Origin of the sequence: Burkholderia sp. HAN2018, assembly GCF_024704855.1 — a bacterium.
In the GTDB taxonomy this organism is placed as follows: domain Bacteria; phylum Pseudomonadota; class Gammaproteobacteria; order Burkholderiales; family Burkholderiaceae; genus Burkholderia; species Burkholderia cepacia.
Genome location: NZ_QOBB01000023.1, coordinates 1 through 14,473 on the forward strand (window position 1 = coordinate 1; position 14,473 = coordinate 14,473).

At 67.8% G+C, this 14,473-nt stretch carries 13 protein-coding genes; 9 read left to right on the forward strand and 4 right to left on the reverse strand.

Annotated elements, in window-relative coordinates; all coding sequences use genetic code 11:
- Both DPV74_RS08055 and DPV74_RS08060 read right to left on the reverse strand, forming a co-directional pair.
- Positions 1-852, reverse strand: an 852-nt coding sequence (locus tag DPV74_RS08055) for an oxidoreductase (protein ID WP_119336956.1), incomplete at its 3' end; no start/stop codon positions are given.
- A gap of 170 nt (positions 853-1,022) precedes the next feature.
- Entirely contained in the window at positions 1,023-1,313 is a 291-nt protein-coding gene (locus DPV74_RS08060; protein ID WP_021161446.1) for a DUF3331 domain-containing protein, read from the reverse strand.
- Positions 1,314-1,979: 666 nt separating this feature from the next.
- On the opposite strand from DPV74_RS08060, the gene DPV74_RS08065 reads away from it, so the two are divergent.
- The 9 genes from DPV74_RS08065 (at position 1,980) to DPV74_RS08105 (ending at position 11,211) form a co-directional block, all read left to right on the forward strand.
- Positions 1,980-2,744: an SDR family oxidoreductase gene (locus tag DPV74_RS08065; RefSeq protein ID WP_021161445.1), complete on the forward strand. Its 765-nt coding sequence runs from the start codon at positions 1,980-1,982 to the stop codon at positions 2,742-2,744.
- Between the two features lie 42 nt (positions 2,745-2,786).
- Complete coding sequence (locus tag DPV74_RS08070; RefSeq protein WP_027789693.1) at positions 2,787-3,629, forward strand: ureidoglycolate lyase; 843 nt, start codon at positions 2,787-2,789, stop codon at positions 3,627-3,629.
- Positions 3,630-3,652: 23 nt separating this feature from the next.
- Positions 3,653-4,930: an L-fuconate dehydratase gene (locus DPV74_RS08075; RefSeq protein WP_021161443.1), complete on the forward strand. Its 1,278-nt coding sequence runs from the start codon at positions 3,653-3,655 to the stop codon at positions 4,928-4,930.
- 43 nt (positions 4,931-4,973) lie between these two features.
- Complete coding sequence (locus DPV74_RS08080; protein ID WP_060173679.1) at positions 4,974-5,750, forward strand: SDR family oxidoreductase; 777 nt, start codon at positions 4,974-4,976, stop codon at positions 5,748-5,750.
- Between the two features lie 12 nt (positions 5,751-5,762).
- Positions 5,763-7,301 carry a sugar ABC transporter ATP-binding protein gene (locus DPV74_RS08085; RefSeq protein ID WP_119336938.1) on the forward strand — a complete coding sequence of 513 codons (1,539 nt, stop codon included), beginning with the start codon at positions 5,763-5,765 and terminating at the stop codon, positions 7,299-7,301.
- Between the two features lie 31 nt (positions 7,302-7,332).
- Positions 7,333-8,370, forward strand: coding sequence for an ABC transporter permease (locus DPV74_RS08090; protein ID WP_027789689.1), 1,038 nt, complete (start codon positions 7,333-7,335; stop codon positions 8,368-8,370).
- A gap of 88 nt (positions 8,371-8,458) precedes the next feature.
- Positions 8,459-9,400, forward strand: coding sequence for an ABC transporter substrate-binding protein (locus DPV74_RS08095; protein ID WP_021161439.1), 942 nt, complete (start codon positions 8,459-8,461; stop codon positions 9,398-9,400).
- Between the two features lie 84 nt (positions 9,401-9,484).
- Entirely contained in the window at positions 9,485-10,375 is an 891-nt protein-coding gene (locus tag DPV74_RS08100) for an amidohydrolase (RefSeq protein WP_119336939.1), read from the forward strand.
- Positions 10,376-10,443: 68 nt separating this feature from the next.
- Positions 10,444-11,211 carry a FadR/GntR family transcriptional regulator gene (locus tag DPV74_RS08105; protein ID WP_027789687.1) on the forward strand — a complete coding sequence of 256 codons (768 nt, stop codon included), beginning with the start codon at positions 10,444-10,446 and terminating at the stop codon, positions 11,209-11,211.
- 23 nt (positions 11,212-11,234) lie between these two features.
- Here DPV74_RS08105 and DPV74_RS08110 read toward each other — a convergent pair whose 3' ends face one another.
- Together DPV74_RS08110 and DPV74_RS08115 are read right to left on the reverse strand one after the other, a co-directional pair.
- Positions 11,235-12,476 carry an FAD-binding oxidoreductase gene (locus DPV74_RS08110; protein WP_119336940.1) on the reverse strand — a complete coding sequence of 414 codons (1,242 nt, stop codon included), beginning with the start codon at positions 12,474-12,476 and terminating at the stop codon, positions 11,235-11,237.
- 142 nt (positions 12,477-12,618) lie between these two features.
- Positions 12,619-13,956: a hypothetical protein gene (locus tag DPV74_RS08115; protein WP_257943021.1), complete on the reverse strand. Its 1,338-nt coding sequence runs from the start codon at positions 13,954-13,956 to the stop codon at positions 12,619-12,621.
- Positions 13,957-14,473 lie beyond the last annotated feature (517 nt).

Sequence of the window (14,473 nt, forward strand, 5' to 3'; positions counted from 1 at the left end):
CGCGCGTGGCACGCTCGCGGGCGCCGGCAGCCCGCGCGACTCGAACCAGCCGGACGGCCCGATATACGCGCCGCCCGCGAGATCGGGCGCGGTCGCCGCATGAATCGCGGGCAGCGCCCCCTGGTCGGCCGGCTGCGCGAGATAACGGTTCGCGGCCCGCATCAGCGCGGCGCGCGCGGGCGAGCTGTCCATCGCCGGGCCCGCGAACTGCAGGTTGGTTGCCGCGTAGCCCGGGTGCGCGGCGACGCTGATTCCGGCGAACGCCGCGCGCTCGAAACGGCGCTGAAGTTCGATCGCGAACACGAGGTTCGCGAGCTTGCTGTCGCAATAGGCGAGATAACGGTTGTAGCGGCGCTCGGCGCGCAGGTCGTCGACGCGGATCCGGCCGCCGCGGTTGAGGCCGCTCGACATCGTCACGACCCGCGGCCGGCGCGCGGCGCGCAGCGCGGGCAGCAGACGGCCGGTCAGCGCGAAATGGCCGAGGTGGTTGGTGCCGAACTGCATCTCGAAGCCGTCGCGCGTATGGCGCAGCGGCAGGAACATCACGCCGGCGTTGTTGCAGAGGATATCGACGCGGCCATGGCGTTCGGCCACATCGGCCGCGAAGCGTGCGATCGAGGCGAGATCGGCGAGGTCGAGCGCGTCGACTTCGACGCGGGCATCGGGATGGAGCCGGCGGATCGCATCGGCGGCCTGTGCGGCGCGGGCCGCGTCGCGGCAGCCCATCACGACGGTCGCGCCTTTCGCGGCCAGCGTTTCCGCGAGTTGCCAGCCGAGCCCGCTATTGGCACCGGTCACGACCGCGACCTTGCCGCCCTGCGCCGGGACGTGGCGCGCGCTCCATGCATGCATGTCTGCCTCCATCGGCGCGACCGGGTGGCCGCGGCACGTAATCGTTACATCGAGTGGTGTAACGATAGTGCGCGTGGTCGTGGCAGGCAAGCAGGGGAATTAGACCGGCGCTTCTAGGGCTCGCGCATCGTCGTGCGGCACCGCGTGCCGCGATGCGCGGCCGGCAGGATTTACCTGCCGCCGGCCAGCGCGAGCACTTCGGCGGCGGAGATCATCGCCGCCGCGTTCGCGGGCGCCGGGCGTTCGGCCGGGCGGAAGACTTCGTCGCCGCGCTGGATGACCTGGCGCGACAGCGCGCACGTGCCGGTGCGTTGCGCGAAGCGGCGGCGCCAGCGCTGTTCACCGTAGTGACAGCGGCCGGGCTCGACCCAGCGGACGACGAGCAGCGTATCGGAACGTTCGAGGATTTCGACGTGGACGTCGGCGGGATCGAGCACAGGCAGGGATTTGGAGGCCTTCATTTTGCCGTTTCCTAAAGCTCGTGCGGTTCGTCCGTGGCAGTGGATGTCACTACCCGATGGCGAATCCGTAGCGGTTTCCATGAGTGGTGCGCTAAATGTAAGCGTCTGTGACCGGAAAAAACATCCTGTCTGGCTCAAATTACCTTTTGCCGATTTAGAAACAATCCACGCTTATTTTCTTGGGAAAACCACAGACAAAAACGCCCCGGACATGAAGTCCGGGGCGGGAAATCGGCCTGCGCGCCGTGTCTGCTCGCCCAGTCACGGAGCCCATCGCCGGGGGACGGAGGTGCCCGCAGGGATCGAACGCGGGCGGGGTGGCGATGGACCGGTAGCGCAGTCCGGTACGTCATGATGGCGCGCGCATCCCGTTGAGACCCTGACGCGAACATGACTTTTTCGCCAGTTTGGCGCGGCGTGGCGCCGGGCATGCGTGAAGAAACGGCTGGATGGCCCGCCGGTATTGGGAGTGCGCGGATCCCGGGACGGGCTCCCGCGTGCCGTCGAATGCGGGATGCTTGCTCGATCGCCCGATTTCCACGCCCGGGTAAATACTGAATCCCGATTTCGTGACAAACGCGAAGTCGACTCCTATGATTGGTTGGACCTTTAGTCCTTTGTGCCAATCGGCCGACGGGTGGCCGGTTTTTTTCGGGAGAGTCGCTCATGAGATTGCAGGGCAAACGCGCGCTGGTGACGGCGGCCGGGCAGGGTATCGGCCGCGCGACCGCGCTGCGGTTCGCGAGCGAGGGCGCCGACGTGCTGGCGACCGACATCAACGAAGCCGCGCTCGTGCGGCTCGAGGCCGACGCCGAACGCGCGGGCAGCCGGCTGGCCACGCGGCGGCTCGACGTCACCGATGCGCAGGACGTCGCGGCGCTTGCCGCGAACGAGCGCGCGTTCGACGTGCTGTTCAACTGCGCGGGCTATGTCCACCACGGCTCGATCCTCGACTGCGACGACGACGCATGGGCGTTCTCGCTGAACCTGAACGTCACGTCGATGTACCGGCTGATTCGCGCGCTGCTGCCCGCGATGCTCGAAGCGGGCGGCGCGTCGATCATCAACATGGCGTCGGCCGCGTCGAGCGTGAAGGGCGTGCCGAACCGCTTCGTCTACGGCACGACCAAGGCGGCCGTGATCGGCTTGACCAAGGCGGTGGCCGCCGATTTCGTCGAACGCGGCATCCGCTGCAACGCGATCTGCCCGGGCACGATCGAATCGCCGTCGCTGGAGCAGCGGATCGCCGACCAGGCGCGCATGCGCGACGTGTCGGCCGACGAGGTGCGCCAGGCGTTCGTCGCGCGCCAGCCGATCGGCCGCATCGGCACCGCGGACGAAGTGGCCGCGCTCGCGCTGTACCTTGCGTCCGACGAAGCGTCGTTCACGACCGGCGCGATCCACCTGATCGACGGCGGCTGGTCGAACTGACCGCGCCTTTCCCCGCTACTTTCCATTTCCGTTCAAGACGATATGAAACTGCTGAGATTTGGCGACAAGCACCATGAAAAACCGGGCCTGCTCGATGCACAAGGCCACATCCGCGACCTGTCGGGCGTGATCGACGATCTCGCCGGCGATGCGCTGGCGCCGGCCTCGCTCGCGCGGTTGCGCGACATTCCGCCGTCGTCGCTGCCACGGGTCGAAGGCACGCCGCGGCTCGGCGCGTGCGTCGGCCGCGTCGGCAAGTTCATCTGCATCGGGCTCAACTATTCCGACCACGCGGCCGAATCGGGGATGGAGGTGCCGAAGGAACCCGTCGTGTTCGGCAAGTGGACGAGCGCGATCTCGGGGCCGAACGACGACGTCGAGATTCCGCGCGGCTCGGAGAAGACCGACTGGGAGGTCGAACTCGGCGTGGTGATCGGCCAGGGCGGTCGTTATATCGCGGAAGCCGACGCGCTGTCGCACGTGGCGGGCTACTGCGTCGTGAACGACGTGTCGGAGCGTGAATTCCAGCTCGAACGCGGCGGCACGTGGGACAAGGGCAAGGGCAACGACACGTTCGGGCCGCTCGGCCCGTGGCTCGTGACGGCCGACGAAGTGCCCGATCCGCATGCGCTGCGGCTGTGGCTCGACGTCGACGGTCATCGCTACCAGAACGGCACGACCGCGACGATGGTGTTCCGCGTGCCGCACCTGATCAGCTACCTGAGCCGCTTCATGAGCCTGCAGCCGGGCGACGTGATCTCGACCGGCACGCCGCCGGGTGTCGGCCTCGGGCAGAAGCCGCCCGTCTATCTGCGCGCCGGGCAGGTGATCACGCTCGGTATCGACGGGCTCGGCGAGCAACGCCAGCGCACCGTGCAGGCCTGATTCCCTTTCGCGGACGATTCGTCATGCCTATCATTCGATCGATGCGCGTCCTCGACGTGCGCTTCCCGACCTCGCGCCAGCTCGACGGCTCCGATGCGATGAACCCGGACCCCGATTATTCGGCCGCGTACGTCGTGCTCGAAACCGACCGCGACGGGCTCGAAGGTCACGGCCTCACGTTCACCATCGGGCGCGGCAACGAGATCTGCTGCGCGGCGATCGACGCGATGCGTCACCTCGTCGTCGGCCTCGACCTCGACTGGATTCGCGCGGACATGGGGCGCTTCTGGCGGCACGTCACGTCGGACAGCCAGTTGCGCTGGATCGGCCCCGACAAGGGGGCGATTCATCTGGCGACGGGGGCCGTCGTCAACGCGGTGTGGGATCTGTGGGCGAAAGCCGAACGCAAGCCGCTATGGCGGCTCGTTGCCGACCTGAGCCCCGAGGAACTGGTGCGCGCGATCGACTTCCGCTACCTGACGGACTGCCTGACGCCGGACGAAGCGCTCGACCTGCTGCGCAGGCAGGCGCCGGGCAAGGCCGAACGGATCGCGATTCTGGAGCGCGACGGCTACCCGTGCTACACGACGTCGGCCGGCTGGCTCGGCTACAGCGACGACAAGCTGCGGCGGCTGTGCCGCGAAGCCGTCGAAGCCGGGTTCGACCACGTGAAGCTGAAAGTCGGCGCGAACCTGGAAGACGATATCCGCCGCGTGACGATCGCGCGGGAAGTGATCGGCCCGGACCGCAAGCTGATGATCGATGCGAACCAGGTGTGGGAAGTGGACGAGGCAATCGACTGGGTGCGCGAGCTGGCGTTCGCGCGGCCGTGGTTCATCGAGGAGCCGACGAGCCCCGACGATGTCGAAGGGCATCGCACGATCCGCGAAGCGATTGCGCCCGTGCAGGTCGCGACCGGCGAGATGTGCCAGAACCGCGTCCTGTTCAAGCAGTTCATCGCGCGCGGCGCGATCGACGTCGTGCAGATCGATGCGTGCCGCCTCGGCGGCGTGAACGAGATTCTCGCGGTGATGCTGATGGCCGCGAAGTACGGGCTGCCCGTCTGCCCGCATGCGGGCGGCGTCGGGTTGTGCGAATACGTGCAGCATCTGTCGATGATCGACTACGTGTGCATTTCCGGCACGAAGGAAGGGCGCGTGACGGAGTACGTCGATCACCTGCACGAGCATTTCGTCGAACCGTGCATCGTGCGCGGCGCGGCCTACATGCCGCCGACGGCACCCGGTTTTTCGATCGAGATGAAACCCGAATCGCTGGAGCAATACCGGTTCCGGGGCTGACACGCGTTGAGCGTGCCGACAACATGAACGACGGAGACGCGAAGTGGATCTTAATCTGCAACACAAGGTCGTGATCGTGACCGGCGGCGCGTCGGGCATCGGTGCCGCGATCTCGACGCGGCTTGCCGAAGAAGGCGCGATTCCGGTGGTGTTCGCGCGCCACGCGCCCGACGATGCGTTCTGGCGCGCACTCGTGCAGAAGCAGCCGCAGGCCGCGTGCATGTCGGTCGAGTTGCAGGACGACGCACAGTGCCGCGACGCGGTTGCGCAGACCGTCGCGCGCTTCGGTCGTCTCGACGGCCTCGTCAACAACGCCGGCGTCAACGACGGCGTCGGGCTCGATGCCGGTCGCGATGCGTTCGTCGCGTCGCTCGAGCGCAACCTGATCCACTACTACGTGATGGCGCACTACTGCGTGCCGCACCTGAAGGCGACGCGCGGCGCGATCGTCAACCTCTCGTCGAAGACGGCCGTGACCGGCCAGGGCAACACGAGCGGCTATTGCGCGTCGAAGGGCGCGCAACTCGCGCTGACACGCGAATGGGCCGTCGCGTTGCGCGACGACGGCGTGCGCGTGAACGCGGTGATTCCGGCCGAGGTGATGACGCCGCTTTACCGCAACTGGCTCGCCGGTTTCGACGACCCCGACGCGAAGCTGGCGGGCATCGCGGGCAAGGTGCCGCTCGGAAAACGCTTCACGACGGCCGACGAGATCGCCGACACGGCCGTATTCCTGCTGTCGGCACGCGCATCGCACACGACGGGCCAGTGGCTGTTCGTCGACGGCGGTTATACGCATCTCGACCGTGCGATCAGCTGAGGGCAGCGCTCCATGCAACCCGACCCGAACCTGACTGCCGCGCCGCCGCTGATCGCATTGACCGGCATCGGCAAGCGCTTCCCGGGCGTGCAGGCGCTCGACGATTGCCGTTTCGACCTGCGTGCCGGCGAAGTGCATGCGCTGATGGGCGAGAACGGCGCCGGCAAGTCGACGCTGATGAAGATCCTCGCGGGCGTGTACCAGCGCGACGACGGCGAGATCCGGATGGACGGCCATGCGGTGGAAATCGCCGATCCGCGCGCCGCGCAGGCGCTCGGGATCGGCATCATCCATCAGGAACTGAACCTGATGAACCACCTGAGCGTCGCGCAGAACATCTTCATCGGCCGCGAGCCGCGCGGCCGCTTCGGCGTGTTCGTCGACGAAGACACGCTGAATCGCGATGCCGCCGCGATCTTCCAGCGGATGCGGCTCGATCTCGACCCGCGCACGCCGGTCGGCCGGCTGACGGTTGCGAAGCAGCAGATGGTCGAGATCGCGAAGGCGCTGTCGTTCGACTCGCGCGTGCTGATCATGGACGAGCCGACCGCCGCGCTCAACAACGCGGAGATCGCCGAGCTGTTTCGCATCATCCGCGACCTGCGCGCGAACGGTGTCGGCATCGTCTATATCTCGCACAAGATGGACGAGCTGCGCCAGATCGCCGATCGCGTGACCGTGATGCGCGACGGCAAGTACGTCGCGACCGTGCCGATGGCGGATACGTCGATGGACGCGATCATCGCGATGATGGTCGGCCGCCAGCTCGCGACGGAATTCCGCACGCCGCCCGATACGTCCGCGAACGACGTCGCGCTCGAAGTGCGCGGGCTGTCGCGCGGCCGCGCGATCCGCGACGTCGGCTTCACGCTGCGGCGCGGCGAGATCCTCGGCTTCGCGGGGCTGATGGGCGCAGGCCGCACCGAAGTCGCGCGCGCGGTGTTCGGCGCCGACCCGATCGACGCCGGCGAGATCCGCGTGCACGGCAAGACCGTGACGATCCGCACGCCGGCTGATGCGGTGAAGCACGGCATCGGCTATCTGTCCGAGGATCGCAAGCACTTCGGGCTCGCGGTCGGGATGGACGTGCAGAACAACATCGCCATGTCGAGCATGCGTCGTTTCGTGCGCCGTGGCGTGTTTCTCGACGCGCGCGCGATGCGCGACACCGCACACGCGTATGTGCGGCAGCTCGCGATCCGCACGCCGTCGGTCGCGCAGCCCGCGCGCCTTTTGTCGGGCGGCAACCAGCAGAAAATCGTGATCGCGAAGTGGCTGCTGCGCGACTGCGACATCCTGTTCTTCGACGAGCCGACGCGCGGCATCGACGTCGGCGCGAAGAGCGAGATCTACAAGCTGCTCGACGCGCTGGCCGCCGACGGCAAGGCGATCGTGATGATCTCGTCGGAACTGCCCGAGGTGCTGCGCATGAGCCACCGGATTCTCGTGATGTGCGAGGGGCGCGTGACCGGCGAGCTGCGCGCGGCCGACGCCACGCAGGAAAAGATCATGCAGCTCGCGACGCAGCGCGAGTCGACCGTGTTGTCCTGATTCAGACGCCGATCCATACGCCTATCCGATCATGTCCAACGATACGCATCCCGTTCCGCCCCTCGCGTCCGCCGATACGCCTGCCGGCGCATCGAGCCTGAAGTCGCGCTTCTTCAACCCCGCCGCGCGCCAGAAGCTGCTCGCGTTCGCGAGCCTCGTGCTGCTGATCGTGTTCTTCAGCTTCGCGTCGCCGAACTTCCTCGAAGTCGACAACCTCGTCACGATCCTGCAGGCCACCGCCGTGAACGGCGTGCTGGCGGTCGCGTGCACCTACGTGATCATCACGTCGGGCATCGACCTGTCGGTCGGCACGCTGATGACGTTCTGCGCGGTGATGGCCGGCGTCGTGCTGACGAAGTGGGGCATGCCGCTGCCGCTCGGGATCCTGGCCGCGCTGTTTTTCGGCGCGCTGTCGGGTTGCGTATCGGGCTTCGTGATCGCGAAGATGAAGGTGCCGCCGTTCATCGCGACGCTTGGCATGATGATGCTGCTCAAGGGGCTGTCGCTGGTGATTTCGGGCACGCGGCCGATCTACTTCAACGACACGCCGGGCTTCACGTCGATCGCGCAGGATTCGCTGATCGGCAACCTCATTCCCGCGCTGCCGATCCCGAATGCGGTGCTGATCCTGTTCCTCGTCGCGATCGGCGCATCGATCGTGCTGAACCGCACGATCTTCGGCCGTTACACGTTCGCGCTCGGCAGCAACGAGGAGGCGCTGCGGCTGTCCGGCGTGAACGTCGATGCGTGGAAGATCGCGGTGTACACGTTCAGCGGCGCGGTGTGCGGGATCGCCGGGCTGCTGATCGCGTCGCGGCTGAACTCCGCGCAGCCGGCGCTCGGGCAGGGCTACGAGCTCGATGCGATCGCGGCCGTCGTGATCGGCGGCACGTCGCTGTCGGGCGGCGCGGGCAGCATCGTCGGCACCATCATCGGCGCGTTCATCATGAGCGTGCTGACCAACGGCCTGCGCATCATGTCGGTCGCGCAGGAATGGCAGACGGTCGTGACGGGCGTGATCATCATCCTGGCCGTCTACGTCGACATCCTGCGCCGGCGGCGCCGCTGACACACGTATGCACGCAGGCATGTGCTTCACTGCCGGTTCCGGCCGGCGTTCCAGTCGTTCCAGTCGATACGAAAAAAGGAGACGCGAAGTGATCAGGAGCAAGGTGTTGAACGCGATCGTCGGGCTGACGTTCGCCGTCGGCGTCACGGCCGGTGCGCACGCGCAGGAAGCCTACATCCCGCTGATCTCGAAGGGCTTCCAGCATCAGTTCTGGCAGGCCGTGAAATCGGGCGCGACGCAGGCCGCGAAGGACTACAAGGTGAAGGTGACGTTCGAAGGGCCGGAAACCGAGGCGATGGTCGACAAGCAGATCGACATGCTGTCGGCCGCGATCGCGAAGAAGCCGGCCGCGCTCGGCTTCGCGGCACTCGACAGCAAGGCCGCGCTGCCGCTCCTGAAGAAGGCGCAGGCCGAGAAGATCCCGGTGATCGCGTTCGACTCGGGCGTCGACAGCGACATCCCGGTGACGACGGCCGCGACCAACAACAAGGCCGCCGCCGCGCTGGCCGCCGACAAGCTCGCCGCGCTGATCGGCGACGAGGGCGAAGTGGCCGTGGTCGCGCACGACCAGACGAGCCGCACCGGCATCGACCGCCGCGACGGTTTTCTCGAGCGGATGAAAGCGGCGCACCCGAAGGTGCAGGTCGTGACCGTGCAGTACGGCGAAGGCGACCAGCTGAAGTCGACCGAGGTGACGAAGTCGATCCTGCAGGGGTACCCGAAGCTCAAGGGGCTGTTCGGCACCAACGAAGGCTCGGCGATCGGCGTGGTCAACGGCGTGCGTGAAATGAAGCGCAAGGTCGTGATCGTCGGCTACGATTCGGGCAAGCAGCAGAAGGACGCGATCCGCAGCGGGCTGATGGCCGGCGCGATCACGCAGAACCCGATCGGGATCGGCTACAAGACGGTCGAGGCGGCCGTGAAGGCGATCAAGGGCGAGAAGCTGCCGAAGGTCATCGACACCGGTTTCTACTGGTACGACAAGACCAATATCGACGATCCGAAGATCGCGGCGGTGCTGTACGACTGAACGCCGTGCCACGGCGCCGCCGCGCGCGGCGCGTAGCGTGTGCGGCGGCGCGGGCGGGCGGCCGGAGCAGAACACGAGGACACCATGGGCGCAGTGCGTATCGATTCCCATCAGCACTTCTGGCGTTATCGCGCGGCCGACTATCCGTGGATCGGCCCCGGCATGGAGGTGCTCGCGCACGACTACCTGCCCGACGCGTTGCGGCCGCTGATGCATGCGCAGGCGCTCGGCGCATCGATCGCGGTGCAGGCGCGCGCCGGGCGCGACGAGACCGCGTTCCTGCTCGATCTCGCCCGCGACGATACGCACATCGCGGCGGTGGTCGGCTGGGAGGATCTCGCCGCGCCGCAGCTTGCCGAGCGCGTCGCCGAATGGCGCAGCCCGAAGCTGCGCGGCTTCCGGCACCAGCTGCAGGACGAAGCCGACGCCGGCGCGTTCGTCGCCGATCCCGACTTCAACCGCGGCATCGCGTGGCTGCAGGCGAACGGTTACGTGTACGACGTGCTCGTGTTCGAGCGCCAGTTGCCGGACGTGCAGGCGTTCTGTGCACGGCACGACGCGCACTGGCTCGTGCTCGATCACGCCGGCAAGCCCGCGCTGGCCGAATTCGAGCGCGACGAATCGGCGCTCGCGCGCTGGCGCGCCGCGTTGCGCGAGCTGGGCGCGCTGCCGCACGTCGCGTGCAAGCTGTCGGGGCTCGTGACGGAAGCGGACTGGACGCGCGGCCTGCGCGGGAAGGACGTCCGGCATATCGAGCAGTGCCTCGACGCGGCGCTCGACGCGTTCGGCCCGCAGCGGCTGATGTTCGGTTCGGACTGGCCGGTGTGCCTGCTGGCCGCGTCGTATGACGAAGTCGCATCGATCGTCGAGCGTTGGGCCGAGTCGCGGCTGTCGGCGGCCGAGCGCAGCGCGCTGTGGGGCGGGACGGCGGCGCGTTGTTACGCGGTGCCGGGCGACGCGAAGCGCGGCATATAAAATAGGCGCGAACGGCCCGTGCGCTTCGCCGGGCCGTCCGCAATGCAACCGATCACCAGCATCAACGTATGTCCATCCAGCCGATCCAGAACCGCCGCCTGTACCAGCAGATCGCCGACAAGCTCAGTGCGATGATCGAGTCCGGCGATTTTCCGCCGGGCAGCTACCTGCCGCCCGAGCGCGAACTGGCCGAACAGTTCGGCGTGTCGCGCACGTCGGTGCGTGAAGCGCTGATCGCGCTCGAAGTGAGCGGGCTCGTCAGCGTGCGCGTCGGCGACGGCGTGAAGGTGCGCCACCCCGAAACGGCCGCCGCACCCGAACCCGCGCCCGACCTGGCAGCGAAGGCCGCGCCGTTCACGGTCATCGAGATCGATCCCGAACTCGGCATCGCACTCGATCTCGATACCGAAATCCCGCCGTTCGCGCTGTTGCAGGCGCGCCGGCTGATCGAGCCGGAAGCCGCGTCACTTGCCGCGAAGCATGGCTCCGACGAGCAGATCGAAGGCATCCACGAGGCGTTCCTGCGCAACCAGGAAGACAACCGCAGCGGTTCGCTCACGCATCCGGGCGACCGGCTGTTTCATATCCGCATCGCGGAAGCGAGCGACAACGCCGCGTACGCGCTGATGATCAAGCAGCTGCTCGCGCACAAGTACGACCTGATGTTCCAGCGGCTGCAGTCGCTGTACATGCCGAACGACATGCCGCACCGATCGGAACTGGAACACCGCGCGATCCTCGATGCGATCCGCGCGCGCGACCCGGACGCCGCGCGCCGCGCGATGGCCGAGCACCTCGACGAAGTGATCCGCATCTTCGGGCGCGCGCTCGACTGAGCGCGCGTCGATGCGCTGCGCGGTCAGAAGCGATCCGCGCGATACGGCGCCGGATCGGTGAACGGCGCTTCGCCCGTCATCATCTCGGCCAGCAGGCGGCCCGTGACGGGGCCGAGCGTCAGCCCGTGATGGTTGTGCCCGAACGCGAACCACAGCCCGCGATGCGCGGGCGCGGGGCCGATCACCGGGCGCATGTCGGGCGTGCACGGCCGGAAGCCGAGCCACGGTTGCGGGTCGAGCCGCTCGCCGAAACCGAACACGGGGCGCGCGACGCGTTCCGCCCGTTCGAGCTGCACGCCGGTCGGCGGCACGCGGCGGCGCGCGATCTCGACACCGGTCGTCAGCCGCAGCCCGCGCTTCATCGGCGCAATCACGTAGCCGTATTCGCGATCGACGATCGGCGCCGACGGCACGCCGCGCGCGGACGGCGCGTAATGCATGTGATAGCCGCGCTTCTCGCGCAGCGGGATCTTGTAGCCGAACTTGCCGAACACGGTGTCGGACCACGGGCCGAGCGCGACGACGACAGCCGGCGCGGCGGCCGTGCCGTCCTGCGTGTTCACTTGCCAGCCGGGCGAGCGTGCGTCGAGGCTAGCGGCGTCGCCGGTCAGCAGCGTGCCGCCGCCTTGCACGAACAGATGCGCATACGCTTTGACGAGCGCGGCCGGATCGACGACGCTTTTCGGATCGAGCCAGTGCAACGCGCCGCAGAAGCCGGGGGCGAGGCTCGGTTCGTGCGCGAGCAGCGCGGCGGCATCGAGCGGCGTGATGCCGAGCCCGTGGCGGCGCGCGGTAAGGCCGGCATCGGCGACGCCGCGTTCGAATGCGGCGGGCGTGCGGAACGCTTCCAGCCAGCCGTTCGCGCGGATCAGTTCGCCGGCACCGGCCCGTGCGATCAGCGCGTCGTGCTCGACGATGCAGCGTTCGATCAGCGGCAGCATGTCGCGTGAAGCTGCCGCGTGGCGCAGCGGCGCCGATTCCCACCAGAAACGCGCGAGCCACGGCGCGAACGCGGGCAGCGACGCGCTGTGCCAGTAGAGATCGGTCGAGCGGTTCAGCGCGTAGCGCATCAGCGTGAACGGGCTGCGCGGGAACGGATACGGCTCGACCGACGAGCGCTCGATCAGCCCCGCGTTGCCGAAGCTCGTGCCTTCGCCGGGCGCGCCGCGATCGACGAGGGCGACCTTGCGTCCGCGATCCTGCAGGTGCAGTGCGACGGAGACGCCGACGATGCCGGCGCCGAGAACGATGACGTCGAAGTCCATGGGTGGTGGTGAGTGACGGTTAGCCGGGCGAGCGCGAGATCGTGGCGGTTGTTTCGCCCGAACGGGAATTCGTTCGAACTGCAAGCATACTCGCGACGGCGCGGGGCGTGTTGCGGGCTGCGAGTTGTCGGCCGCTCGCGCGTCAGATCTCGATTCCGTGTTCCAGGAGCCGGGTGCGCAGCTCCTCGCGATGATCGCGTGCAACCGTCGCCAGCAGGCGTGTTGCTTGCGGCGTGTCGAGCATCGCGCGCTGCGCCGCGCCGGGGCGCGTCCACATCGAGACGGGATTGCGCAGCCACGTTTGCAGGTCGCGCGTCAGCGCGTCGTCCGGATCGTCCGGTTGCTCATTGCGCGCGGCAATCAGCACGATGCACACGAGACTGTCCCACTGATCCCGTGAGCAGATCGCACGTGCGGCATGGCGATCGCCGTATCGCTCGAGCACCTGTTCGATTTGCGCGAGCGAGACGAATGCACCTTGCTCGCACAGGCGCACCGCGGTTTTGCGAATCCTGCGGGCGGGGTCCAGCAGCGCGCGCGCGGCCACCTCGTCCCGGATCGATGGCGACAGCCGAGCCAGCAGCACGAGTGCGTGCGCACGAACCGGGCTGCGCGCATCCGTCGAGAACCGCTCCATCGTCGCTATCGCGGCGGGCGCGCGCAGTTCGGCGAGCAACGACAGCGCCGCGCGAACCCGGGTACCGGACAACGTGCCCGTATCGAGCAGCGCAACGCAGCGGTCCGCGACATTCCGGCCGAGTTCGGTGAGCAACCGGGCCGCCGCGGCGCGCAAGCTGCTTTGCGAATCGAGCGTTGACCGCCACAGGAACGCCTCGGCGCCGTCGTCGATGCCTTGGTCGATCATGTAAGCGAGTGCGGCGCGGCGAACCGGGCCGAACGGGGAGTCGGCCGCGAGATCGATGCAGCGCATGCGATCGCTTGCCGGCACGTCGTCGAGCATCGCCACCGCCCGTCGGGCGAGCACGATGTCGCCGGAGGTCAGGCCGTGCGTGACCAGTTCGGCAGCCGGCAGGATCCGGTGATCGAATGCCACGAGGCAAGCGATGCGTCGAAGCTGGAAGTCCGGGGCGTGCATCGCGTCGACGATCGTATCGACGCCGCCTGTCTGCACCAGCCGCTGTTCGAATGCGTGCAGCCATGGACCGTGATCTTCGCGCGTGGCCGATGTGAGCTGGCGCAACGACGGAAGCAGTGCGGCGAAGTACCTGGGCGGCACGGTCGCGAGCAGTGTGACGAGTGCGTTCGTCGCGGCGCGCCGCACTTCGGGCACCCAGTCGTTGATGCGTGCGGCAATCGGTTCGAGCAGCGCGCTGTCGCCAAGCTCGACCGCGCGGGCGATCGCCGCTTCGCGAACATAGCCCGAGTAATGACCGATCGCCTGCGTGAGCAGCGCGACGTCGCGGCTCGCGGCGATCTTCTGCAGCGCGTCGGCGAGCGGCATCGCCTGGCCTTGCTGCAAGTAGACCGTGTGCGAGGGCGCCGTGGACGGTGGCCGCGCGCCGAAAATCCTGGCGATGAGGTTCATTGGAATCAGCGAGGTGAGATGACGTGCAGTTTCGTCGGAAGAATCGACGGTGCCGGCCATTCTACGTCAGTGGCTTTCTCGGCAGCGGGCCGTCACCGGATGCGACGGCCCGCGTTCGAGCGAATGCCCGGCCGCGTGCGTCGCGTGCTCGCTACGCCATTGCGAACGGCGCATCGCAAGACATCCCGTTGCGGCCGGTCCGTTCGTACCGAGGCAATCCACGATGCAACCGGTGCGCCAATCCGCCGATCAATGCTGCGGCGCCGACGCTGAATCGAAGACGATGTTCGCAGTCACGCGCAGCGTCGCGAGCAAGCCGCATTCAGCGTGCTTGCCCCGCTTCCCAGCGGGTGTTTCCCACTGGTGGATCACGCGGATTTTTACCTAAGATGAAGCAATCGTGCGCGTGATACGGTGCCTGCTCGCGCACGGAGGGAGGCGGGAGGCAGCG

What these genes read in the sequence shown, in the direction of transcription:
- DPV74_RS08090 (WP_027789689.1), top strand. Translation starts at nt 7,333, where the DNA reads ATGTCCAACGATACGCATCCCGTTCCGCCCCTCGCGTCCGCCGATACG.
- DPV74_RS08100 (WP_119336939.1), top strand. Translation starts at nt 9,485, where the DNA reads ATGGGCGCAGTGCGTATCGATTCCCATCAGCACTTCTGGCGTTATCGC.
- DPV74_RS08085 (WP_119336938.1), top strand. Translation starts at nt 5,763, where the DNA reads ATGCAACCCGACCCGAACCTGACTGCCGCGCCGCCGCTGATCGCATTG.
- DPV74_RS08110 (WP_119336940.1), bottom strand. Translation starts at nt 12,476, where the DNA reads ATGGACTTCGACGTCATCGTTCTCGGCGCCGGCATCGTCGGCGTCTCC.
- DPV74_RS08060 (WP_021161446.1), bottom strand. Translation starts at nt 1,313, where the DNA reads ATGAAGGCCTCCAAATCCCTGCCTGTGCTCGATCCCGCCGACGTCCAC.
- DPV74_RS08105 (WP_027789687.1), top strand. Translation starts at nt 10,444, where the DNA reads ATGTCCATCCAGCCGATCCAGAACCGCCGCCTGTACCAGCAGATCGCC.
- DPV74_RS08070 (WP_027789693.1), top strand. Translation starts at nt 2,787, where the DNA reads ATGAAACTGCTGAGATTTGGCGACAAGCACCATGAAAAACCGGGCCTG.
- DPV74_RS08065 (WP_021161445.1), top strand. Translation starts at nt 1,980, where the DNA reads ATGAGATTGCAGGGCAAACGCGCGCTGGTGACGGCGGCCGGGCAGGGT.
- DPV74_RS08075 (WP_021161443.1), top strand. Translation starts at nt 3,653, where the DNA reads ATGCCTATCATTCGATCGATGCGCGTCCTCGACGTGCGCTTCCCGACC.